The sequence below is a fragment of the Enterobacter genomosp. O genome (assembly GCF_001022965.1).
In the GTDB taxonomy this organism is placed as follows: Bacteria; Pseudomonadota; Gammaproteobacteria; order Enterobacterales; family Enterobacteriaceae; genus Enterobacter; species Enterobacter cloacae_L.
Map to the genome: position 1 here is coordinate 1 of NZ_LECZ01000018.1, position 22,229 is coordinate 22,229.

21 protein-coding genes are annotated in these 22,229 nt (G+C 56.2%); 5 read left to right on the forward strand and 16 right to left on the reverse strand.

Annotated elements, in window-relative coordinates; genetic code table 11:
* Positions 1-213 (forward strand): hypothetical protein (locus ABR39_RS26065; RefSeq protein ID WP_131701696.1); only part of this gene is annotated, 213 nt, incomplete at its 5' end.
* Between the two features lie 70 nt (positions 214-283).
* Here ABR39_RS26065 and hemG read toward each other — a convergent pair.
* From hemG to pepQ, 4 genes are read right to left on the reverse strand one after another with little or no spacing between them, the layout of a single operon-like run.
* Positions 284-829: a menaquinone-dependent protoporphyrinogen IX dehydrogenase gene (gene hemG, locus ABR39_RS01120; RefSeq protein ID WP_047345430.1), complete on the reverse strand. Its 546-nt coding sequence runs from the start codon at positions 827-829 to the stop codon at positions 284-286.
* 10 nt (positions 830-839) lie between these two features.
* Positions 840-2,291, reverse strand: a complete 1,452-nt coding sequence (trkH, locus tag ABR39_RS01125; protein WP_023309600.1) for a Trk system potassium transporter TrkH — start codon at positions 2,289-2,291, stop codon at positions 840-842.
* 39 nt (positions 2,292-2,330) lie between these two features.
* Positions 2,331-2,945: an IMPACT family protein gene (locus tag ABR39_RS01130; protein WP_047345431.1), complete on the reverse strand. Its 615-nt coding sequence runs from the start codon at positions 2,943-2,945 to the stop codon at positions 2,331-2,333.
* Positions 2,945-4,276 (reverse strand): Xaa-Pro dipeptidase, encoded by a 1,332-nt coding sequence (gene pepQ, locus ABR39_RS01135; protein WP_047345432.1) that lies wholly within the window; start codon positions 4,274-4,276, stop codon positions 2,945-2,947. Before pepQ ends, ABR39_RS01130 begins: the two co-directional genes overlap by 1 nt.
* A 190-nt stretch (positions 4,277-4,466) precedes the next feature.
* Between pepQ and fadB the strand changes: the two genes are divergently transcribed.
* On the forward strand, positions 4,467-6,656 hold the full coding sequence (gene fadB, locus ABR39_RS01140; protein WP_047345433.1) for a fatty acid oxidation complex subunit alpha FadB: 2,190 nt from the start codon (positions 4,467-4,469) through the stop codon (positions 6,654-6,656).
* Between the two features lie 9 nt (positions 6,657-6,665).
* Positions 6,666-7,829 carry an acetyl-CoA C-acyltransferase FadA gene (gene fadA, locus ABR39_RS01145; RefSeq protein ID WP_047345434.1) on the forward strand — a complete coding sequence of 388 codons (1,164 nt, stop codon included), beginning with the start codon at positions 6,666-6,668 and terminating at the stop codon, positions 7,827-7,829.
* Positions 7,830-7,990: 161 nt separating this feature from the next.
* On the opposite strand, the gene fre is transcribed toward fadA, so the two are convergent.
* Both fre and ubiD read right to left on the reverse strand, forming a co-directional pair.
* Complete coding sequence (gene fre, locus ABR39_RS01150; RefSeq protein WP_032675626.1) at positions 7,991-8,692, reverse strand: NAD(P)H-flavin reductase; 702 nt, start codon at positions 8,690-8,692, stop codon at positions 7,991-7,993.
* Between the two features lie 30 nt (positions 8,693-8,722).
* A complete protein-coding gene (gene ubiD, locus ABR39_RS01155) occupies positions 8,723-10,228 on the reverse strand; it encodes a 4-hydroxy-3-polyprenylbenzoate decarboxylase (protein ID WP_047345435.1) in 1,506 nt (501 codons plus the stop codon).
* Positions 10,229-10,398: 170 nt separating this feature from the next.
* Between ubiD and rfaH the strand changes: the two genes are divergently transcribed.
* Positions 10,399-10,890, forward strand: coding sequence for a transcription/translation regulatory transformer protein RfaH (rfaH, locus tag ABR39_RS01160; protein WP_047345436.1), 492 nt, complete (start codon positions 10,399-10,401; stop codon positions 10,888-10,890).
* On the opposite strand, the gene tatD is transcribed toward rfaH, so the two are convergent.
* The 9 genes from tatD to udp form a co-directional block, all read right to left on the reverse strand.
* Positions 10,887-11,669 (reverse strand): 3'-5' ssDNA/RNA exonuclease TatD, encoded by a 783-nt coding sequence (gene tatD / locus ABR39_RS01165; RefSeq protein ID WP_047345437.1) that lies wholly within the window; start codon positions 11,667-11,669, stop codon positions 10,887-10,889. The two genes, rfaH and tatD, sit on opposite strands and share 4 nt — an antisense overlap.
* Positions 11,670-11,710: 41 nt before the next feature.
* Positions 11,711-12,481 carry a Sec-independent protein translocase subunit TatC gene (gene tatC, locus ABR39_RS01170; protein WP_047345438.1) on the reverse strand — a complete coding sequence of 257 codons (771 nt, stop codon included), beginning with the start codon at positions 12,479-12,481 and terminating at the stop codon, positions 11,711-11,713.
* 2 nt (positions 12,482-12,483) lie between these two features.
* Positions 12,484-13,026, reverse strand: a complete 543-nt coding sequence (tatB, locus tag ABR39_RS01175) for a Sec-independent protein translocase protein TatB (protein ID WP_047345439.1) — start codon at positions 13,024-13,026, stop codon at positions 12,484-12,486.
* A 3-nt stretch (positions 13,027-13,029) separates the two neighbouring features.
* Positions 13,030-13,284, reverse strand: coding sequence for a Sec-independent protein translocase subunit TatA (tatA, locus tag ABR39_RS01180; protein WP_047345440.1), 255 nt, complete (start codon positions 13,282-13,284; stop codon positions 13,030-13,032).
* Between the two features lie 74 nt (positions 13,285-13,358).
* Positions 13,359-14,999, reverse strand: a complete 1,641-nt coding sequence (gene ubiB, locus ABR39_RS01185) for a ubiquinone biosynthesis regulatory protein kinase UbiB (RefSeq protein ID WP_047345441.1) — start codon at positions 14,997-14,999, stop codon at positions 13,359-13,361.
* Positions 14,996-15,601 (reverse strand): ubiquinone biosynthesis protein UbiJ, encoded by a 606-nt coding sequence (gene ubiJ / locus ABR39_RS01190; RefSeq protein WP_047345442.1) that lies wholly within the window; start codon positions 15,599-15,601, stop codon positions 14,996-14,998. Before ubiJ ends, ubiB begins: the two co-directional genes overlap by 4 nt.
* 13 nt (positions 15,602-15,614) lie before the next feature.
* Positions 15,615-16,370: a bifunctional demethylmenaquinone methyltransferase/2-methoxy-6-polyprenyl-1,4-benzoquinol methylase UbiE gene (gene ubiE / locus ABR39_RS01195; RefSeq protein ID WP_008501525.1), complete on the reverse strand. Its 756-nt coding sequence runs from the start codon at positions 16,368-16,370 to the stop codon at positions 15,615-15,617.
* Between the two features lie 66 nt (positions 16,371-16,436).
* Positions 16,437-17,894 (reverse strand): DNA recombination protein RmuC, encoded by a 1,458-nt coding sequence (gene rmuC / locus ABR39_RS01200; protein ID WP_047345443.1) that lies wholly within the window; start codon positions 17,892-17,894, stop codon positions 16,437-16,439.
* Positions 17,895-18,034: 140 nt separating this feature from the next.
* Positions 18,035-18,796 carry a uridine phosphorylase gene (gene udp / locus ABR39_RS01205; RefSeq protein WP_003860792.1) on the reverse strand — a complete coding sequence of 254 codons (762 nt, stop codon included), beginning with the start codon at positions 18,794-18,796 and terminating at the stop codon, positions 18,035-18,037.
* A gap of 256 nt (positions 18,797-19,052) precedes the next feature.
* Between udp and ABR39_RS01210 the strand changes: the two genes are divergently transcribed.
* Entirely contained in the window at positions 19,053-19,859 is an 807-nt protein-coding gene (locus ABR39_RS01210; protein WP_047345444.1) for a dienelactone hydrolase family protein, read from the forward strand.
* Between the two features lie 82 nt (positions 19,860-19,941).
* Here the strand turns inward: ABR39_RS01210 and metE are convergent, their stop codons facing one another.
* Entirely contained in the window at positions 19,942-22,203 is a 2,262-nt protein-coding gene (metE, locus tag ABR39_RS01215; RefSeq protein WP_047345445.1) for a 5-methyltetrahydropteroyltriglutamate--homocysteine S-methyltransferase, read from the reverse strand.
* Positions 22,204-22,229: the final 26 nt, after the last annotated feature.

Consider the following 22,229-nt stretch of genomic DNA (forward strand, 5'->3'; position numbering starts at 1 on the left):
TTGTCCGAAGACATTAAGAATCCATGTCACTTTGAGTGCCCACACAGATTGTCTGATAAATTGTTAAAGAGCAGTGCCGCTTCGCTTTTCGCTGCGGCGCGGGGTGTGCATATTACGCTTTCCCGCTTCAGAGTCAAGCGTTTATTTTCGCTTTTCTCTGCTGACCCGGCGGCGTGTGTGCCGTTGTTCCGTGTCAGTGGAGGCGCATTATAGGGAGTTATTCCGGTGTGACAAGCATAAAATACAAAAAACTTTTCGTTCGCTCACTTTTCAAACTTAACGCTTATTTAAGTCGCGAATTGCCCGTTAAATGCGCGATTTCCCGGGCAAAGCTGGCCACCTGAGACCAGTCGGTATAAACCACTTCTTTACGCGTATCGGTTTCGCCCCCCGTCATTTTCATAATCAAGCGGATCATGAAGCGGTCATACCAGCGATAGCGAGGGTAGCGCAGCGCGCCGGCAAAAACGGCGCACAGGTCTGGCTGCCACGGCGAGCTGAGTAAAAACTTGCGCGTGTAGCTGTTGGTCTGCGGCGTACGCTTCTCTGCTTTACGCGCGACCAGATTGACCGAGTAAAACGCACCGGGCAATTTGCTGAGCACCGCCGTGTGCTTTTTCACAAAGCGGTCCAGCGCCGGATGGAAATGCCCGTAACGAATTGACGCGCCAATCACCACGCGGTCGTAATCCTGCCAGGCAATCTGCTCTGCGCGATTCAGGTTTACCACATCCGAGTAAATACCCAGCTCTTTTAATTCCGATGCCAGATACGCGGCAATTTCACGCGTCTGCCCGTCTCGGGTAGAGAAAAGAATCAGTGTTTTCATCAACGGCTCCTTACTCGCGCCAGAATGTAGGGGTGAACAGCACCAGCAGCGTAAAGACCTCAAGACGACCAAACAGCATATTGGCGATGAGGATCCATTTCGCGACCGGGTTCATGCTGGCAAAGTTATCCGCCACAACCCCCAGGCCAGGCCCGAGGTTATTCAATGTTGCTACGACGGACGCAAAGGCGGAGAAATCATCCACCCCCGTCGCGATGATCGCCAGCATACTGACGATAAAGACCAACGCATACGCCGAGAAGAACCCCCACACCGCTTCGAGGATACGTTCCGGCAACGCGCGGTTACCCAGTTTGATGCTGTAGACCGCGTTCGGGTGGACCAGACGTTTTAGCTCACGGTTGCCCTGCTTGAACAGCAGCAGAATACGAATCACCTTCAGGCCACCGCCCGTGGAGCCCGCACAGCCGCCGATAAACGCGGAACACAGCAGGAGCACCGGCAGGAACAACGGCCAGCGTGCAATGCTGTCCGTGGTAAACCCGGCGGTCGTCGCCATCGATACCACCTGGAAGAACGCCTGGTTTAGGGTCGTCAGCGCCGAGTTATAAACGTCGTGGAACCACAGCACGAGAGTACAGATGATGACCAGAGTAAGCTGGACACCAATAAACATGCGGAACTCCGGATCGCGCCAGTACACCTTCAGGCTGCGTCCGCTCAGTAAAGAGAAGTGCAGGCCATAGTTACAGCCGGAGATCAGCAGGAAAATCGCAATGATGGTATTGATCGTTGGGCTGTCGAAGTAGCCCACGCTGGCATCGTGGGTGGAGAACCCGCCGATGGCAATCGTCGCAAAGCTGTGCCCGATAGCATCAAAAGCAGGCATCCCGGCAAACCATAGCGCCAGAGCACAGGCGACCGTCAGCAAGACATAAATCAGCCACAGGGTTTTCGCCGTCTCGGCAATGCGAGGCCGCATTTTGTTGTCTTTCAGCGGCCCGGGCATTTCGGCGCGATAGAGCTGCATCCCACCCACGCCCAGAATAGGCAGGATGGCCACGGCCAGGACGATGATCCCCATACCACCGAACCACTGCAGCATCTGGCGATAAAAGAGAATCGCGTGCGGTAGCGAATCCAGGCCCACCAGCGTCGTCGCCCCGGTGGTCGTTAAACCCGAGAACGATTCAAAAAAGGCATCCGTGATGCTCAGGTTAGGCTGTTCAGAGAAGATAAAGGGCAGCGAACCGACGCTTCCCAGCACCGTCCAGAACAGGACCACAATCAGAAAGCCCTCGCGAGATTTCAGCTCACCTTTCTGCCGACGGTTCGGCCACCACAGCAGCGAGCCAATCGCCAGCGCGACAAAGAAGGTCTGGGTAAATGCCCGCCCCGCGCCATCCCGGTAGATAAGCGCCACCAGTCCAGGGAGAATCATCGTCCCGGAAAAGAGTATGACCAGCAGTCCAACGATTCGGGTTATGGCACGAAAATGCATCTCTGCCGCTTCCTTTGGTATTCAAAAGTGAGGTGGGGATTATTCTTCAATCGGCAGCAATTGCAACGAACCACGACTAAAATCAGCCAGTTTTGCTGAAAAAGCAGCCAGTTCCGCCTGAGGAAGCGCCACGCGTAATTGCACCATTGCCTGATATTCACTGTGTGCGATGACGCCGTTAAACTGCTTCAGCAACGTTTCGATGCCGGATAACTGGGCGTAATCACACAGTAAAGTATATTCGGTGAGCGGCGTTTTGCGGGTCGTTATGAGTATATTCAACGCCTGCTGAACCCCTCCGCCATACGCTTTAACCAGCCCACCCGTACCTAATAAAATGCCGCCGTAGTAGCGCACCACCACGGCGGTAATTTCACCCACACCGCTGCCCATCAGCTGGGAGAGCATGGGTTTACCGGCCGTTCCTGCCGGTTCACCGTCGTCGGAAAACCCCAATTGCTGCGAATCGTCCGGCGGCCCAGCCACCCACGCCACGCAGTGGTGGCGTGCGTCAGGATGCTCAGCCCGGACGGACTCGACAAACGCCTTTGCCGCCTCTACGCCATCGGTATGCGCCAGCAGCGTAATAAAGCGGCTTTTCTTGATTTCCTCAACAAAGGTGACCGGTTCAGCCGGTATCAGCCAGCTTTCCATCAGGCCAGCTTCTGGTCTCGCGTCATGTTCTCGATACCGTTTTCGTGCACCACAACGTTATCTTCGATGCGAATCCCGCCAAACGGCTTAAGCGCGTCAATTTTTTCCCAGTTGAAGTGCTTGCTGAACTGACCTTCACGCCACGGCGCCAGCAGGGATTCGATAAAGTAGATCCCCGGTTCAATCGTTAGCACCATACGCGGCTCAAGAATACGGGTGCAGCGCAGGTAAGGATATTTAGACGGTGCCGCCAGATGCGTACCGGTATCATCCTGCATAAAGCCCGCAACGTCGTGAACCTGCAGGCCCAGCGGGTGACCAATACCGTGCGGCATGAATGGCCCGGTCAGATCGTTCTCGACCATCGCCTCTTCGCTCATGTCTTTCACAATCTGATGCTTACGCAGCAGCTTCGCGATGCGCTGATGGAACTGGATGTGGTAATCCACATAGCTGGTGCCCGCTTTCATGGTGCCAATAAGCGCCAGCTGTTCATCGTTCACGTCTTTAATAAGCTGCGCGAAATCGGTATCCGCATTCGCCGCCCAGGTACGGGTAAGGTCTGCCGCGTAACCGTTGTACTCGGCACCTGCGTCAAGCAGGAAGCTGCGCATCTCAGACGGTACATGGTGATCGAGTTTGGTGTAATGCAGGACGGAAGCATGCTCGTTTAGCGCAACAATATTGCTGTACGGCACGTCGGTATCGCGATGGCCTGTCGCGGTCAGGTAAGCCAGGTTGATGTCGAACTCGCTCATACCCGACTGGAACGCTTCGTGCGCGGCGCGGTGGCCATTCACCGCCGTTTTTTGCGCTTCACGCATGCAGTAAAGTTCGTAGTCGGTTTTATACGCGCGGTAATAGTGCAGGTAATCCAGCACCCCTTTCGGGTTCAGTTTGTCTGCCGGAATATCGAGGCCCAGCGCACGCTCCGGAACAGGGCCAATATAGGCGATGTTGCCGCGCGCGGCTGGCAGCTGGCTGCCAATGCCGTCGGCTTTTGGCAACGCAATGACATCCACTTCTTCCGTCCAGAAAGAGGTCGGCAGCGGCTCAACGTTGTGCCAGTAATCAACCGGCAGGTAGAACCACAGTTTCGGCTTATTCACGCCATCGACCAGCAGCCAGCAATTTGGAACCTGAGTCACCGGCACCCAGGCTTTAAACTGCGGGTTCACCTTAAACGGGTAAGCGTGATCGTCGAGAAAGGTATTCATCAGCTCGCCAGAGTGGATCAACAGCGCATCCAGCTTAAAGCGGGCCAGTACATCGCGGGTACGTTCCTGTAGGGTAACGATATGATTTTTATAAAGCGAAGCCAGTGAGTCCATCATTCTTCCTTTCGTTTTTTTGACCTCAAGTCATCGCATCTTAGCACACCTCACTCCGGCTGCGTGATTTCCACCGACCGTGATCAATGCAGCAATTTCTTAATGAGTAATTTGCATTTTATTAACATAAATCCCACACTCCGACTCATCTGGTATGACCAGATCCACTTGATGGATTCAGGAGACTGACATGCTTTACAAAGGCGACACCCTGTACCTCAACTGGCTGGAAGATGGCATTGCCGAACTGGTGTTCGATGCCCCCGGCTCAGTGAACAAGCTTGATACCGCGACGGTGGCCAGTCTTGGCCAGGCGCTGGATGTACTTGAAAAACAACCTGAATTAAAAGGGTTGCTGCTGCGCTCGAACAAAGCGGCCTTTATTGTCGGTGCCGATATCACCGAATTCCTCTCGCTCTTCCTGGTGCCTGAAGAACAGCTGAGCCAGTGGCTGCACTTTGCGAACAGCGTCTTTAACCGTCTGGAAGATCTACCTGTCCCGACCATTTCCGCCGTTAACGGCTACGCGCTGGGCGGTGGCTGCGAATGCGTGTTAGCCACGGATTACCGTCTGGCGACGCCGGATCTGCGCATTGGCCTGCCGGAGACGAAGCTGGGTATCATGCCGGGCTTTGGCGGCTCCGTGCGTATGCCGCGCATGCTGGGTGCCGACAGCGCACTTGAGATCATTGCCGCAGGTAAAGACGTCGGTGCAGAACAGGCGCAGAAAATCGGCCTGGTCGACGGCGTCGTTAAACCAGAAAAGCTTATTGAAGGCGCTGTCGCCATTTTACGTCAGGCGATTAACGGCGATCTCGACTGGAAAGCCAAACGCCAGCCGAAGCTAGAACCGTTAAAACTCAGCAAGATTGAAGCCACCATGAGCTTCACCATCGCCAAAGGCATGGTGATGCAGACGGCAGGTAAACACTATCCGGCGCCAATCACCGCGGTGAAAACCATTGAAGCGGCGGCTCGCCTTGGTCGCGACGAAGCGCTGAAGCTTGAAAACCAGAGCTTTGTCCCGCTGGCGCACACCAATGAAGCCCGCGCGCTGGTCGGTATCTTCCTCAACGATCAGTTCGTGAAAGGAAAAGCCAAACAGCTGACCAAAAACGTTGAGACGCCAAAACACGCGGCGGTACTCGGCGCCGGCATTATGGGTGGCGGCATCGCTTACCAGTCGGCCTGGAAAGGCGTGCCGGTAGTGATGAAAGACATCAGCGAGAAATCACTGACGCTGGGTATGACCGAAGCGGCCAAGCTGCTGAATAAACAGCTGGAACGCGGCAAAATTGACGGACTTAAGCTCTCCGGTGTGATCTCAACGATCCAGCCAACGCTGGAATACACCGGTTTCGACCGCGTGGACGTGGTGGTTGAAGCCGTGGTTGAAAACCCGAAAGTCAAAAAAGCGGTGCTGGCAGAAACGGAAGACAAGGTTCGTCCGGGCACCGTACTGGCGTCTAACACCTCCACCATTCCAATCAGCGAACTGGCGAGCGTGCTAAAGCGTCCGGAAAACTTCTGCGGGATGCACTTCTTCAACCCGGTACACCGTATGCCGCTTGTCGAGGTGATCCGCGGGGAAAAAACCTCTGACGAAACCATTGCTAAAGTGGTGGCGTGGGCAAGCAAGATGGGTAAAACGCCGATCGTGGTTAACGACTGCCCGGGCTTCTTCGTCAACCGCGTCCTGTTCCCTTACTTCGCCGGTTTCAGCCAGCTGCTGCGCGACGGCGCGGACTTCCGCAAAATCGACAAAGTGATGGAAAAACAGTTCGGCTGGCCAATGGGCCCGGCGTATCTGCTGGATGTGGTCGGCATTGATACCGCCCACCACGCTCAGGCTGTTATGGCGGCGGGCTTCCCGCAGCGCATGCAGAAAGATTATCGCGACGCGATTGACGCCCTGTTCGACGCCAGCCGCTTCGGTCAGAAAAACGGTCTGGGCTTCTGGCGCTATAAAGAAGACAGCAAAGGCAAACCGAAGAAAGAAGAAGATGCCGTGGTGGATGGCCTGCTGGCCGACGTCAGTCAGCCGAAGCGCGACTTCACCGACGATGAAATCATTGCCCGCATGATGATCCCGATGATCAACGAAGTGGTGCGTTGCCTCGAAGAAGGCATCATCGCCAGCCCGGCAGAAGCCGACATGGCGCTGGTGTACGGCCTGGGCTTCCCTCCGTTCCACGGCGGCGCGTTCCGCTGGCTGGACACCCTCGGCAGCGCCCGCTATCTCGATATGGCTCAGCAGTATCAGCACCTCGGCCCGCTTTATGAGGTGCCGGAAGGGCTGCGCAACAAAGCGCGCCATAACGAACCCTACTACCCAGCAGTTGAGCCAGCCCGTCCGGTTGGCGAGCTGAAAACGGCTTAAGGAGTCACAATGGAAAAGGTTGTCATTGTTGATGCGATTCGCACCCCGATGGGCCGTTCAAAAGGCGGTGCATTCCGTAACGTGCGTGCGGAAGATCTCTCCGCGCATCTGATGCGTAGCCTGCTGGTGCGTAACCCGGCGCTGGATCCTGCTGCGCTCGACGATATTTACTGGGGCTGCGTGCAGCAGACTCTGGAGCAGGGCTTCAACATCGCCCGTAACGCGTCACTGCTGGCAGAAATCCCGCATTCGGTTCCGGCCGTCACCGTTAACCGCCTGTGTGGTTCATCCATGCAGGCGCTGCACGATGCGGCGCGCATGATCATGACCGGCGATGCGCAGGCCTGTCTGGTGGGCGGCGTTGAGCACATGGGCCACGTGCCGATGAGCCACGGGGTCGATTTCCACCCGGGTATGAGCCGTAACGTGGCGAAAGCGGCAGGGATGATGGGCCTGACCGCTGAGATGCTCTCCCGCCTCCATGGCATCAGCCGTGAAATGCAGGATACCTTCGCTGCCCGCTCTCACGCTCGTGCATGGGCCGCGACGCAGTCCGGCGCCTTTAAAAACGAGATCATCCCTACCGGCGGTCACGATGCTGACGGCGTTCTGAAGCAGTTCAGCTACGACGAAGTGATCCGCCCGGAAACCACCGTAGAAGCACTTTCTACCCTGCGCCCTGCGTTTGATCCGGTCACCGGAACAGTCACGGCAGGTACCTCGTCGGCGCTGTCCGACGGTGCCGCCGCGATGCTGGTGATGAGCGAAAGCCGCGCTCGCGAGCTGGGGTTAACGCCTCGCGCCCGCGTGCGTTCGATGGCGGTCGTGGGCTGCGACCCTTCGATCATGGGCTACGGCCCGGTTCCGGCTTCGAAGCTGGCGCTGAAAAAAGCGGGATTAACCGCCAGCGACATCGACCTGTTTGAGATGAACGAAGCGTTCGCCGCGCAGATCCTGCCGTGCATTAAAGATCTGGGGCTGATGGAACAGATCGACGAGAAGATTAACCTCAACGGCGGCGCGATCGCCCTCGGTCACCCGCTGGGCTGCTCCGGGGCGCGTATCAGCACCACGCTGATTAACCTGATGGAACGCAAAGATGCCCAGTTTGGTCTGGCAACGATGTGTATCGGGCTGGGTCAGGGTATCGCGACGGTGTTTGAGAGAGTGTAAGGCTATAACGTAGGCCCGATAAGCATCGCGCCATCGGGCTTTTGCCGGGAGGCGCTGCGCTTTCCCGGCCTACGAGAGGTATCTCACCGCCACTGGCTTCACGGGCGTTGAGAAAGAGTTTAGTTGCCGTTCTTCCCGCCTGTCAGGGGCGGGTTTTTTATTTAAATGAAGGCAAACGCATCGCCGAACAGACGGTCTTCACGCGCGTCACGTTCGTTACAGAACAGGTCGCGGGCAATTTTCGCCATCTCAAAACGGCCAGCGATATAGATGTCGTGCCCTGCCAGCGTGCCATGATCCTGCAGTACCGCCGTCAGCACCGTCCCGCTACGCCCACGCCAGCCCTCTTCCGGCTGCTCAACCACCGGCTCAATGCGCAGGTTAGGATGGGTTACGCTCAGCGCTTCCAGCTCAGAGAGGTCGTACAGATGCTTCTCTTCGCGGCCACCCCAGTAAATGGTGATATCACGGTCTGGATTACGCGCCAGGGCGGTCAACAGAATAGAGCGCACATACGAGAAGCCTGTGCCGCCAGCGATCAGGATCAGTGGACGGTCTTCGTCATCGCGTAGCCACGCTTCACCGTGTGGAATATCCACCACGATTTCGCGTTCCTTCAGGATCCGATCCATCACCGCCATCGCATACAGGTTAAGCTCTGACGCACCAATATGAAGCTCAATAAATTCCTGCTCCGCTGGCGTTGAGGCCATAGAGAAAGGACGCTTATCACGCTCATCCATCACAACCATTAAGTACTGACCAGCGCGGAAAGAGAATGGCGCTTCTGGCACTAAACGGACGCGATATACGGTGTCGGTGATGGCATCTACCGAGGTCACTTTACAGCTTAAGGTTGTCATTCGCTCTCTCTGTCGGGAAGTCTATAGGGCTTAACGGTCAGATTCAGGCTTACCGTTACTCATTATGGCCAGTTCGTCCCAGATCGCGTCAATTCGCGCGGTCACGGCAGGATCTTTTTTGATCGGGCGACCCCATTCACGGTCGGTTTCGCCGGGCCATTTATTTGTGGCATCCAGTCCCATTTTTGAGCCAAGGCCGGAAACCGGCGAGGCAAAATCCAGGTAATCTATCGGCGTGTTTTCGACTAACACCGTATCACGCGCCGGGTCCATTCGCGTGGTAATGGCCCAAATGACGTCATTCCAGTCGCGGGCGTTAACGTCATCATCGCAGACAATAACAAATTTGGTATACATAAACTGGCGCAGGAAAGACCATACGCCCATCATTACGCGTTTAGCGTGGCCAGGATACTGTTTCTTCATCGTGACCACCGCCATGCGATACGAGCATCCTTCAGGCGGCAGATAGAAATCTACGATTTCCGGGAACTGTTTTTGCAGGATCGGCACAAACACTTCATTCAGCGCCACGCCCAGTACCGCGGGTTCGTCCGGTGGACGTCCGGTGTACGTGGAGTGATAAATCGCATCTTCACGCTGCGTAATGTGCGTCACGGTAAACACCGGGAAGTTATCCACTTCGTTGTAATAGCCGGTGTGGTCACCGTAGGGACCTTCCGGTGCCAGTTCACCCTGCTCAATGTAACCTTCCAGCACAATTTCGGCACTGGCCGGAACTTCGAGATCGTTAGAGATACACTTCACGACTTCCGTTTTGGTCCCGCGCAGCAGGCCTGCAAACGCATATTCAGAGAGCGTATCCGGTACGGGCGTTACCGCCCCGAGAATGGTGGCCGGATCGGCACCTAGCGCAACTGAAACCGGGAAACGTTCACCGGGATGCGCAGCGCACCACTCCTGGAAATCCAGCGCGCCGCCGCGATGCGACAGCCAGCGCATGATGAGCTTATTCTTGCCAATCAACTGCTGGCGGTAAATCCCCAGATTCTGGCGCTCTTTGTGGGGGCCGCGCGTCACGGTGAGCCCCCAGGTGATCAGCGGAGCGGCATCTTCAGGCCAGCACTGCATGATAGGGATTTTAGTCAAATCAACCGCATCGCCTTCCAGCACTTTCTGCTGGCACGGCGCGCCGCGCAGGCGTTTGGTAGGCATGTTCAGCACCTGCTTAAACTGCGGCAGTTTGTCGAACAGATCGCGGAAGCCTTTCGGTGGCTCCGGCTCTTTCAGAAACGCCAGCAGTTTACCTACTTCGCGCAGCGCCGTGACGTCCTCCTGCCCCATCCCCAGTGCGACACGACGCGGTGTACCAAACAGGTTGCACAGCACCGGCATTGAGTAACCTTTCGGATTTTCAAACAGTAATGCGGGGCCACCGGCACGCAGGGTGCGGTCAGCTATTTCTGTCATCTCCAGATAAGGATCAACAGGAAGTGTAATGCGTTTGAGTTCACCCTGCTTTTCCAGCAGCGTCAGGAAGTCGCGGAGATCGTGGTATTTCATGCAGTTAATCATGGCCTCTCTGTAAGCGCTTCATTATACGGCGTAAGACTGCTTGATGCTGTAATTTTGTTAAACAAGCGTGAACTTATGCGTTCTGTTGCGTTTTCCCCCATTATAATCAACTTAGCGATCCCGCCAGGGTTTTGATATGCTTGCGCCCCGAACTAAGGGAAAGAGTGATTATGCAGGCCTGGTATTTACTGTATTGCAAACGCGGGCAACTTCAGCGCGCGCAGGAACATCTTGAACGTCAGTCTGTGAATTGCCTGACGCCCGTGATCACGCTTGAAAAGATGCAGCGCGGGAAGCGCACAACCGTGAGTGAGCCGTTATTCCCGAACTACCTGTTCGTGGAGTTCGACCCGGAGGTGATCCACACCACCACCATCAGCGCCACGCGCGGCGTCAGCCACTTTGTTCGTTTTGGTGCCCATCCGGCAACGGTTCCGTCGACGGTTATTCATCAGCTGTCTGTTTATCAACAGCCTGAAGGGATCACCGACCCGGAAACGCCTTACTCGGGCGATTGCGTTGTCATTACGGAAGGCGCTTTCGAAGGCCTGCAGGCAATTTTTGCCGAGCCGGACGGTGAAGCGCGCTCCATGCTGTTGCTCAACCTGCTGAACAAGCAGGTGCTTCAGAGCGTTAAAAACACCGACTTCCGCAAAGTTTAAAAACCTATCCCGAACAGATTACGCACATTGTCATCCGTCTGCGCGGAAAGCCAGTGCGGATCCTCTCCGCGCCACTTCGCTACGCTCTCAACAATGTGCCCCAGCCAGGCGGGCTCATTTCGCCGCGATGCCGGTTTGGGTTTCATATCGCGCGGCAGCAGATAAGGCGCATCGGTTTCAAAAAGCAGCCGGTCAGCCGGGATCTCGGGTAACAGTTCCCGAAGCTCAAGCCCGCGGCGCTCATCGCAAACCCAGCCGGTAATGCCCAGATAAAGCCCTCGCTTCAGGCAATCCAGCGCCTCCTGGCGGGAACCGGTGAAGCAGTGCAGCACCGCGCCGGGCAGTTTATTCAGCCACGGATCCAGCAGCGCCAGGAAACGCTCATGCGCGTCGCGGCAATGCATAAATACGGGCATTTCAAGCTCTGCCGCCAGTGCAAGCTGGGCAGTGAACGCCCTTTCCTGCTCTTCAGGCGTAGAAAAGTTACGGTTGAAATCGAGACCGCATTCACCGACAGCCACAACGTCTGGCATCTTCGCCAGCCTGTGCAGGGTTTCGCTACTGTCCGGGGTCCACTGGCTGCTGTCATGAGGATGCACGCCAGCGGTAGACCAACAGCGATCGTAGCGTTGCGCCAGCTGCTGCGCCTGCTCGCTTTCATGCAGGTTGGTCCCCGTCAGCAGCAGTCCTTTCACCCCAGCCGCAAACGCACGCGCAACCACCTCATCGCGATCTTTCGCAAACTGCGGGCTGGTCAGGTTGAGTCCGATATCAAACATGCTAATCCCCATGTAACAACCGCCCTGACGGGCGGCTGGTTTTACTCTTCAGTAGTCTTGTCGGACGTATCGTCTTCATCATCCGTTCGACGCCCTTTACCCACGTAGAAGCGCGAGAAGAATACGCCGACCTCAAACAGGCAGTACATCGGTATGGCCAGCAGCGTCTGCGAGAACACATCTGGCGGCGTCAGCAGCATACCGACCACAAATGCGCCTACCAGGATATATGGACGCTTCTTACGCAGGTCATCCGGCGTGGTTACTCCTACCCAGCAAAGCAGCACGATGGCCACCGGCACTTCGAATGCCACGCCGAACGCCATAAACAGCGCCATGACAAAGCTGAGGTAGCTGGCGATATCCGTCGATACCTGAACCCCTTCCGGCGCGGTGTGCGTGAGGAAGCCGAAGGCCAGCGGGAAGACAACAAAATAGGCAAACGCCATGCCGATATAGAACAGCAGGGAGCTAGAGACCAGCAGCGGGATCACCAGCTTGCGTTCATGCTTGTACAAGGCCGGCGCCACAAATGCCCAGACCTGATACAGAATGACCGGCGCAGAGGCAATCAGCGATACCCAAAAAGTAAGCTTGATGGGGGTAAAGAACGGAGAGGCCACGTCCGTCGCAATCATCGTCGCGCCCAGCGGCATCTGCTTGATCAACGGTGCAGAGACAACCTGGTAGATGTCATTGGCGAAATAGACCAGGCATAGAAAAATAACGAGAACCGCAATAATGCAGTTTAACAGGCGCTTACGCAGCTCAATGAGGTGCGTAATGAGCGGTTGAGTATCATCTACAGCCATGTTTACGCTTTATCACTCGACGAGGGGGATGATTCGGAAACAGGTGCGGCGGGCTTCGCCTCTGCCACTTTTATCGCGGGGTCTTCCGGCTGCGCCTGTTTTTTCACTTCAGTTTCCTGCGGCGTCTGTTCCGGCGCAGCAGCCTGATGTTCAGCGCTGGCTGGCGTTACGCCCTCACGCTGCTCCTCGCTGCCCTTCACCACCGGGTTATGGATGGTGTTCGCTTCATCGCTCGCTTTTTCAGGATCGTTAACGCTGTAGGAGCGCTTCATGGATTCCGCCGCTTCACGCAGTTCATCCATTGAGGCTTTCAGTTCCGGCGTCAGGTTATCCATGCTCGCCTTCTCAACCTTTTTCAGGCTTTCCTGAAATTCCTGCAGCTTAAGCTCCTGCGCCAGCTCATTCTGAACGGTAGAGGCCAGCGATCTCAGCGCACGCACCCAGCCCGCAACGGTTTTCACTGCCACCGGCAGACGCTGGGGCCCCAACACGATCAGGCCAATCACAAAGACCAGCAGCAGCTCACTAAAACCAATGTCGAACACGACTTACACCTGCTCTTTATCGTGGCTTTTGGCGTCTTCCTTTTTGGCTTCTTCTTGCTTGTCGGAGATGGATTTAGCAGTAAAGTCAGCGTCCTGGCTGGTTTTATCCTGCTTGCTCTCATCATCGCTCATCGCTTTCTTGAAGCCTTTGATAGACGCGCCCAGATCGGAACCAATAGAACCGAGCTTTTTGGTGCCAAACAGCAGCACGACGATGACGGCAATGATCAACAATTGCCAGATACTGATACCACCCATACATGTTCCTCAGGGATAGATGAATAATTAGTCAGGTCGCATTATACGTATGCGACCCGTCGAAGGCGATGAACTCAGCGCGTTTTTCGCCAGCCGGCCAGCCAGACAACAGCCCCGCCAGCCATCAGCCAGGCGGGCATCATCTGCCAGTCCGGGCGGTTGATCAGCAGCAGCGTACCGCTCAGCAGCAGCGTTGCGCCAATCCCAAAGAGATAGCGTGACTGTCCCTGACGAACGCGGCTGGACTGAAGTTCGCGGGCGATCTTATCGATACTGTGCTGAAGGTTCTTGCTCTGACGCAAACTGTCATAAACCAGTTCAGGAATTTCAGGCATTTTCTCTATCCAGAACGGGCCTTTCTCCTTCAGCGAGCGCACCAGCGCCGGAATGCCAACCTGATCCTTAATCCAGGATTCAAGGAAAGGTTTCGCGGTCTTCCACAAGTCTAACTGAGGATAGAGCTGTCGGCCTACACCCTCAACGTAAAGTAATGTTTTCTGAAGTAAAACTAGCTGCGGCTGAACTTCCATATTAAAGCGACGAGCCGTGTTGAACAGGTTTAACAGCACGTGCCCGAAGGAGATTTCCGCCAGCGGCTTTTCAAAAATCGGTTCGCAAACGGTTCGGATCGCAAACTCGAACTCTTCGACGTTGGTGTCCGGTGGAACCCAGCCGGAATCAACGTGCAGTTCGGCCACCTTACGGTAGTCGCGATTGAAGAAAGCGATAAAATTCTCTGCCAGATAGCGTTTATCTTCTTTATTCAGCGACCCCACAATCCCGCAGTCGATACCGATATACTTCGGATCTTCAGGGTGCTCGTAGCTCACGAAGATGTTGCCCGGGTGCATGTCCGCATGGAAAAAGCTGTCGCGGAATACCTGAGTAAAGAACACCTGTACGCCACGTTCGGCCAACAGCTTCATGTTCGTTCCCTGTTTTTCCAGGGCCACCACATCAGAGACGGGAATACCGTAGATGCGCTCCATTACCATCATGTTCTGGCTGCAGTAGTCAGAATAGACTTCAGGTACATAAAGCATCGGGCTGTTTTCAAAGTTGCGACGCAGCTGAATGGCGTTTGCCGACTCGCGCAGGAGGTTAAGCTCGTCAATCAGCGTTTTTTCATATTCCCGCACCACTTCCATCGGACGCAGACGGCGCCCGTCCGGCAGCAGACGCGGCACCCAGCGCGCCAGACGATAAATCAGCTTCATGTCTGCTTTGATGACGGGCAGGATGTCCGGACGAATGACTTTAATAACGACTTCTTTGCCGTTTTCTTTCAGACGCGCGGTGTGCACCTGCGCGATTGAGGCCGACGCCAGTGGCTGAATGTCGAAATCGTCAAACCAGGTCTCGACGGGAATATTACCCATCGCCTCTTCAATTTGCTTTTTCGCGCGCGCGCCGTCAAACGGTGCGACGCGATCCTGCAGCATCGCGAGCTCATCAGCAATCAGAGGCGGGAAGAGATCGCGACGGGTCGAGAGCATCTGTCCGAACTTAATCCACACCGGACCCAGTTCCTGCAGCGCCAGGCGCAAACGTTCACCCAGCGGCTGACCCTTATGGCGATTGGGCATCCAGAACAGCATCCGCCGCCAGATACGAAGCGGCAGCGTGATACGCATTTTGGGGATAAGCTCGTCGAGCCCGTAGCTCAAAAAGGTGCGAATAATGAAATAGAGGCGCCGAATTTCACCAGGCGTCATTTGCCCTCCAGTTTTTCCAGCCGTTTGGTTAACGCATCAACCGCACGTTCAACAGCAGCGGTCTCTTCCGCAAACCACGCAACTTCCAGTGACCCGGGCGCCATTCGCCACTCCTCCGTCAGCACTTCCGCCGCATAGCGTTGCTGACGTTGAAAGCTTTTGCGCGCAAAAGACGCGCCATCATGAAGGACTTTACCGATGCCCTCGGCGGCAATGTCGCCGATGAAAGGTGCGAGCAGTTCTGCCGGGTCAAACTCCGCCAGATCGGTGAGCGCAACGAAGTTCTGCACGACCTGAATATCGCCTTCCACTTCCAGCTCACCGCTGCGGATAAGCGCTGTTAATTGCTGGCGATCGCGCAGTTTTGGCAGCACGCTCATGTGAGTGATGACCGAGCAGTCGGCTTCACCTTCCCACTCCCCCAGAACGTCAAGCTGGCGTTCGCTGAAGACCAGCACAAGCGGCGTCGAGAACTCTTTTAAAACAATACGTAATACCTTCCCGCTCAGCCGCTGACGTGCAGCTTTCAGCGCCGGAGCGCGATACAGAAAAGCGTTCAGTACATTCTCGATGCCTGCGGAGACTAAGGGTTTAAAGGGCACGGGACACCTCCACTCAGAATTTGTAACCGCGATGCAGCGCGACGACACCCGCCGTCAGGTTGAAATATTCAACGTTCTCAAATTCCGCGTCCTGCATCATGGCTTTTAATGTGTCCTGATCCGGGTGCATACGGATAGACTCCGCCAGATAGCGATAGCTTTCCGCGTCGTTGGCCACCAGCTCGCCGATGCGCGGCAGCACGTGGAAGGAATAGGCGTCGTAAGCTTTGCTCAGCGGCTCAATAATGGGCTTGGAGAACTCGAGCACCAGCAGGCGTCCACCCGGCTTCAGCACGCGATACATGGAACGCAGCGCTTTTTCTTTATCGGTAACGTTACGCAGACCGAAGGAGATAGTGATGCAGTCGAAGGTGTTGTCCGGGAACGGCAGCGCTTCGGCGTTTGCCTGCACATATTCCACATTTCCCACCACGCCGATGTTACGCAGCTTTTCGCGTCCCATTTTCAGCATGGAGTCATTGATATCTGCGAGAACAACGCGACCGGTTTCGCCCACCAGACGGGAGAATTTCGCGGTTAAATCGCCCGTACCGCCGGCTAAGTCCAGCACAGTTTGTCCACGACGCACGCCGCTACAGTCAATGGTGAAGCGCTTCCACAAGCGATGAATACCGAACGACATCAGGTCATTCATCACATCGTACTTCGCCGCCACGGAATGAAATACGTGGGCCACCATGTCAGCTTTCTGCGCTTTGGCGACAGTCTGAAAGCCAAAGTGCGTTGTGTCTTGTGAATCGTCAACCATCTCAGAGCCTGCTTATCAGTAAAATGTTCGTGAAGTGTAACAGATTGGGCGCAATTGCCCTACGTTTCAACCACCGCGAAAGAAACGCGCGGGAGGCTCTTCGGGGGATAAATCCGCCGCTAAGGTGTTGTCTTCACTGTTTGTCTTTTGTTCGTCCGCACCTTCACGCAGGCGAAACTCTTCATCCTGGGCGATGGCCTGTTCGACCAATTCCGGATTAATCTCGCGTTTAACCTCTACCCCAAGGCTGCGGAATGCTTCGGCCTGCACCAGAAGATTGCCACGGCCGGAGGCGAGTTTTTTCATCGCCTGACGGTAGTTATCCTGCGCACGATCCAGGCTCTGCCCGACGGAAGACATGTCGTCCACGAAGAGGCGCATTTTGTCGTACAGCTTGCTGGCGCGATCGGCAATCTGCTGCGCGTTGCGGCTCTGGTGCTCATAGCGCCACAGGTTGGCAATGGTGCGCAGGGCCACCAGCAGCGTGGTGGGGCTGACCAGCATAATGTTGTTTTTGAGCGCTTCGGTGATAAGCTCAGGCTGTCTGTCGAGCGCCAGCAGAAACGCGGGCTCAACCGGGATAAACATCAGAACATAGTCCAGCGAGCGCAGGCCTGGCAGCTGCTGATAATCTTTTCTACCGAGCAGGCGAATGTGGTTACGCACGGAGGCAATGTGCTCCTGAAGCGCTGACTCGCGCGTGTAGTCATCTTCGGCATTAAAGTAGCGCTCATACGCCACCAGCGTCATTTTGGCGTCAATCACCACATCTTTACCCTGCGGCAGCCGTACTATCACATCCGGCTGCATACGCGAGCGGGCATCGTTTTCGATACTCACCTGCGTTTCGTATTCATACCCTTCCCGCAGGCCAGAGGCTTCCAGTACGCGGGTCAGCACCACTTCTCCCCAGTTGCCCTGCGTTTTGTTATCCCCTTTAAGCGCCCGGGTCAGGTTGACCGCTTCCTGCGCCATTTGCGCATTGAGCTGCTGAAGATTGCGAATCTCATGCGCCAGCGTGTGGCGCTCGCGGGCTTCCTGACCAAAGCTGTCCTGCACCTGGCGGCGAAAACCGTCCAGCTGTTCGCGCAGCGGCGTCAGCAGGCTGTTCAGGCTCTGGCGGTTCTGTTCGTCAACGCGGCGGTTGCTGTGCTCAAAAATACGGTTGGCGAGGTTCTCAAACTGTTCGCTGAGGCGCTGCTCGCTGTTGATCATCTGGCGGATTTTGTCTTCCGCATGCAGTTGCGTGGATTCAAGGCGGGTGGTCACTTCGCGGAGATCGGCCTCCAGTGACGTGTTGATATCACGCAGATTACGCAGCTCGTTGTTGAGCAGCTCACACTCATCACGCCAGTGTTCGCTCAGCGCAAGCTGCTGCTTTGCCGCACTTAATTCAGCGACCATCTCTTCGCGCTCGGCCAGCTGGTCGGCCTTCTGCTGTGCATGCTGGTAGCTGGAAATGAGCCAGCCTATTCCCATGCCCGCCAGCGCAATCACCGCATAAATCAGGACTGAGATATCCACAATGCCCCCTGCATCAACGTATTACCCGCACAAAATAAGATTGTGCTGTATAAACGTCCAGTTTGAAAGGGTTTTCCTGCGAGGCACTACGCAAAAAATAAAGGCCGAACGTGTCGGCCTATGATTTCGAAAGGAGAGGACTAGATCAGGCGACGCGCGGCTTCAACCACGATTTTCACCGCATGACTTTCGGTCTGCTTCATGGTTTCGGCGTTCGGGATTTCCTGCTGAGTACGGTTGACGATAACGCCCGCCACCATACCGGCACGCAGACCCTGGCTTGCGCACATGGTCAGCAGCGTTGCGGATTCCATTTCGTAGTTCATCACGCCCATGGACTGCCACTCTTCCATTGAGCCTTTGAAACGGCTAACGACGCGGCCGGAGAAGGTGTCGTAACGCTCCTGGCCCGGGTAGAAGGTATCGGAAGAGGCGGTTACGCCCACGTGGGTAGTCGCGCCCACGGATTTCGCGGCTTCAACCAGCGCAGTAGTACATTCAAAGTCTGCTACTGCCGGGAATTCCATCGGCGCAAAGTGCAGGCTTGCTCCGTCCAGACGTACGGACGCGGTCGTGACCAGCACGTCGCCCACATTGATGTGCGGCTGAATAGCGCCGGTGGTACCGATACGCAGGAAAGTACGAATGCCCAGCTGCGCCAGCTCTTCAACAGCAATTGAAGTAGACGGTCCACCGATACCGGTAGAACACACGATCACGGCTTTACCATCCAGCTCTGCACGCCAGGTGGTGAATTCGCGATGGGCTGCCAGCTTGACCGGCTTATCCATCAGCGCGGCGATCTTTTCCACACGCTCAGGGTCGCCAGGGACGATTGCGAGCGTAGCCCCTTGTAAATCGTTTTTGGTGAGGCCGAGATGAAAAACATCAGACTTAGACATAGGTGACTCCTCTGTGGGTCGGTTAGTCAGAAGAAGTAAAACGGTACTTTACAGAAGCAGTAAGCATAATTTCGTGACGCAACTCACCATGAATGAAAATGATTGCATTAAATTTCCATAAAAAAGTGATTTACATCACATTAACAATGTTATATCGCCAGGTGCTGCACAAAAGATAGACCGTTTAAGGCACTGTGAGTTGTTAACCTGGTGTCTATATTTACCTTTGCGCTAACTCATTGGTACGGAGAATGCCATGACTGAAAAAACCGGTTTTGCACCTGCTGCGGCCCCCCACGCTTCAACCATCGTTTCGACGCCAGAGGCGGAAATTACTGCGGGCGAGACCTCCATCTCCTCGCAGGGGGAGAACATGCCTGCTTATCACGCGCGGCCGAAATCGGCAGACGGCCCGCTGCCGATCGTGATTGTGATTCAGGAAATTTTTGGGGTTCACGAACACATTCGCGACCTTTGCCGCCGGCTGGCGCTGGAAGGGTATCTGGCCGTTGCCCCAGAGCTCTACTTCCGTCAGGGCGATCCGAACGACTACAGCGATATTCCCACACTGCTCAGCAACCTGGTCAGCAAGGTCCCTGACGCACAGGTGCTGGCCGATCTCGACCACGTTGCCAGCTGGGCGGCGCGCAACGGGGGCGATCCACACCGTCTGCTGGTCACCGGTTTCTGCTGGGGCGGTCGCATTAGCTGGCTGTATGCCGCACATAACCCACAGCTCAAAGCCGCCGTCGCCTGGTACGGCAAACTGGTGGGTGAAAAGACGCTGAATTCACCGAAACATCCCGTGGATATCGCCACTGAGTTAAATGCCCCGGTGTTAGGGCTGTACGGCGGTCAGGACACCGGTATTTCGCTGGATTCGGTAGAGACCATGCGCCATGCGCTCCGTGCGGCTAATGCGAAGGCGGAGATTGTGGTGTACCCGGATGCCGGTCATGCGTTTAACGCCGATTATCGTCCGAGCTATCACGCAGAATCAGCCAAAGATGGCTGGCAGCGGATGCTGGCGTGGTTTAGCCAGTACGGCGGCAAGAAAGCGTAAAAAAAGCCCGGTGGCGGTTACGCCTTACCGGGCCTTCAGGTAGGCCGGGTAAGCGTTAGCTCTACCCGGCAACCCAGCACCACTACGCCTGACGCAAGTTCTGCGCCGCCTTCACCATGTTGGCGAGCGCTGCGCGGGTTTCCGGCCAGCCGCGGGTTTTCAGTCCGCAGTCCGGGTTTACCCACAGGCGCTCTGCCGGAATGCGCTGAGCCGCTTTTTTCAGCAGGGCTTCAATCCACTCCACGCTCGGCACGTTCGGGGAGTGAATGTCGTACACGCCCGGCCCAATCTCATTCGGATAGTCGAACTCTTCAAACGACTCCAGCAGCTCCATGTCTGAACGCGAGGTCTCGATGGTGATCACGTCAGCGTCCAGCGCGGCAATCGAATCCATGATGTCGTTAAATTCGCAGTAACACATGTGGGTGTGGATCTGGGTGTCGTCCTTCGCGACCGCGGCGTTGATGCGGAACGCTTCCACGCCCCACTGTAAGTACGCATCCCAGTCGCTGCGACGCAGCGGCAAGCCTTCGCGCAGCGCCGGTTCGTCAATCTGGATGATGCCAATGCCTGCGGCTTCGAGATCGGCCACTTCGTCACGCAGCGCCAGAGCAATTTGCTTCGCGATGGTTTCACGGGTCACGTCTTCACGCGGGAAGGACCAGCAAAGAATCGTTACCGGACCGGTGAGCATGCCTTTCACCGGTTTGTCCGTCAGGGATTGCGCGTATTTCGCCCACTCCACGGTGATCGCTTCCGGGCGGCTGACGTCACCGATAACCACCGGTGGCTTCACGCAGCGGGAGCCGTAGCTCTGCACCCAGCCGTTCTGGGTAAATACGAAACCGTCCAGATGTTCACCGAAGTATTCCACCATGTCGTTACGCTCGGCCTCACCGTGCACCAGCACGTCCAGACCCAGACGTTCCTGCTCGATAATCGCCTGCTTGATGTGTTCAGCGATACCGGTGCGGTAGTGATTCGCATCCAGATTGCCCTTTTTGAAGTCCAGACGCAGGCCGCGGATCTCGGTGGTCTGCGGGAAGGAGCCAATTGTAGTGGTCGGCCACGCGGGCAGGTTGAAGCGGGCGCGCTGCGCTTCGGCGCGCACCTCATACGGGCTCTGACGCTGGCTGTCCTGGGCGGTGATGGCCGCCAGGCGTTTTTCCACCGCCGGGTTATGCACGCGAGCCGAGTGACGGCGCGCCTGAATCGGTGCGCTCCATTCGGCAATAGCCGCCGTGTCGCCGCTGTTGAGCGCGTCGCGCAGCAGGGCCAGCTCTTCACATTTTTGCAGCGCGAAGGCAAACCAGCTTTTTACTTCGGCATCCAGACGCGTTTCCACGCTCAGATCGATCGGGCTGTGCAGCAGCGAACAGGAAGATGCTACCCAAAGCTCACGTTTACCGACGACGTCCTTAATCTGGGCGTATTTCTCGGTGAGATCGGCGCGCCAGACGTTACGGCCGTTGATCAGGCCAGCGGAGAGCAGCCAGTCCGCTGGCAGGCGCTTGTGCAGCTCCGCGACATCGTCTTTACCGTGTACGAGGTCAACGTGCAGGCCCTGAACCGGCAGCGCGGTAATGGTCTTCAGGTTCGGCGTCACGCCTTCGAAATAGGTGGTCAGCAGGAGTTTTACCTGACCGGTAAGCGCGTCATACGCCGGTTTGAAGGCATCGAGCCACTCCTGCGGCAGTTCGAGCACCAGCGCGGGTTCGTCGATTTGCACCCATTGAATGCCGCGTTTGCCCAGCTCAATCAGCACCTGTTTGTAGACCGGCAGAATATCCTTCAGCAGGCTGAGCCGGTCAAACTGCTCGCCCTTCACTTTACCCAGCCACAGGTACGTTACCGGCCCAAGCAGCACCGGTTTCACCTGGTGGCCCAGCGCCAGCGCTTCGTCCACTTCATCCAGAAGCTGCGTCCAGGTCAGCCTGAACTGCTGGCCTTTTACGAACTCCGGCACCATATAGTGATAGTTGGTGTTAAACCACTTGGTCATTTCCGCCGCTGCCGCTGGCTCACCCGTCGGCGCACGGCCACGGCCGATGCGGAACAGGGTATCGATATCTACCGATCCATCTTTGTTCTGATGACGAGCCGGCACGTTGCCAAGCAGCAGGCTGGTCGTCAGAACATGGTCGTACCAGGCGAAATCGCCCACCGGCAGCAGGTCAATGCCCGCCTGTTTTTGCTGATCCCAGTGACGGGCGCGCAGCTCGCGTCCCACCGCCAGCAGTTCTTCACGGGTGGCGTTACCCGCCCAGTAGCTTTCTTGCGCTTTTTTCAGCTCGCGACGCAGGCCAACGCGAGGGAAACCGAGAGTGTGATTGCGGATTGTCATGGTATGCCCCTTGTGAAATTCGTTAT

Bases quoted from the DNA above. Each gene is read 5' to 3' on its own strand.
- hemG (WP_047345430.1), bottom strand. From the start codon at position 829: ATGAAAACACTGATTCTTTTCTCTACCCGAGACGGGCAGACGCGTGAA.
- trkH (WP_023309600.1), bottom strand. From the start codon at position 2,291: ATGCATTTTCGTGCCATAACCCGAATCGTTGGACTGCTGGTCATACTC.
- ABR39_RS01130 (WP_047345431.1), bottom strand. From the start codon at position 2,945: ATGGAAAGCTGGCTGATACCGGCTGAACCGGTCACCTTTGTTGAGGAA.
- pepQ (WP_047345432.1), bottom strand. From the start codon at position 4,276: ATGGACTCACTGGCTTCGCTTTATAAAAATCATATCGTTACCCTACAG.
- fadB (WP_047345433.1), top strand. From the start codon at position 4,467: ATGCTTTACAAAGGCGACACCCTGTACCTCAACTGGCTGGAAGATGGC.
- fadA (WP_047345434.1), top strand. From the start codon at position 6,666: ATGGAAAAGGTTGTCATTGTTGATGCGATTCGCACCCCGATGGGCCGT.
- fre (WP_032675626.1), bottom strand. From the start codon at position 8,692: ATGACAACCTTAAGCTGTAAAGTGACCTCGGTAGATGCCATCACCGAC.
- ubiD (WP_047345435.1), bottom strand. From the start codon at position 10,228: ATGATTAACTGCATGAAATACCACGATCTCCGCGACTTCCTGACGCTG.
- rfaH (WP_047345436.1), top strand. From the start codon at position 10,399: ATGCAGGCCTGGTATTTACTGTATTGCAAACGCGGGCAACTTCAGCGC.
- tatD (WP_047345437.1), bottom strand. From the start codon at position 11,669: ATGTTTGATATCGGACTCAACCTGACCAGCCCGCAGTTTGCGAAAGAT.
- tatC (WP_047345438.1), bottom strand. From the start codon at position 12,481: ATGGCTGTAGATGATACTCAACCGCTCATTACGCACCTCATTGAGCTG.
- tatA (WP_047345440.1), bottom strand. From the start codon at position 13,284: ATGGGTGGTATCAGTATCTGGCAATTGTTGATCATTGCCGTCATCGTC.
- ubiB (WP_047345441.1), bottom strand. From the start codon at position 14,999: ATGACGCCTGGTGAAATTCGGCGCCTCTATTTCATTATTCGCACCTTT.
- ubiE (WP_008501525.1), bottom strand. From the start codon at position 16,370: ATGGTTGACGATTCACAAGACACAACGCACTTTGGCTTTCAGACTGTC.
- udp (WP_003860792.1), bottom strand. From the start codon at position 18,796: ATGTCTAAGTCTGATGTTTTTCATCTCGGCCTCACCAAAAACGATTTA.
- ABR39_RS01210 (WP_047345444.1), top strand. From the start codon at position 19,053: ATGACTGAAAAAACCGGTTTTGCACCTGCTGCGGCCCCCCACGCTTCA.
- metE (WP_047345445.1), bottom strand. From the start codon at position 22,203: ATGACAATCCGCAATCACACTCTCGGTTTCCCTCGCGTTGGCCTGCGT.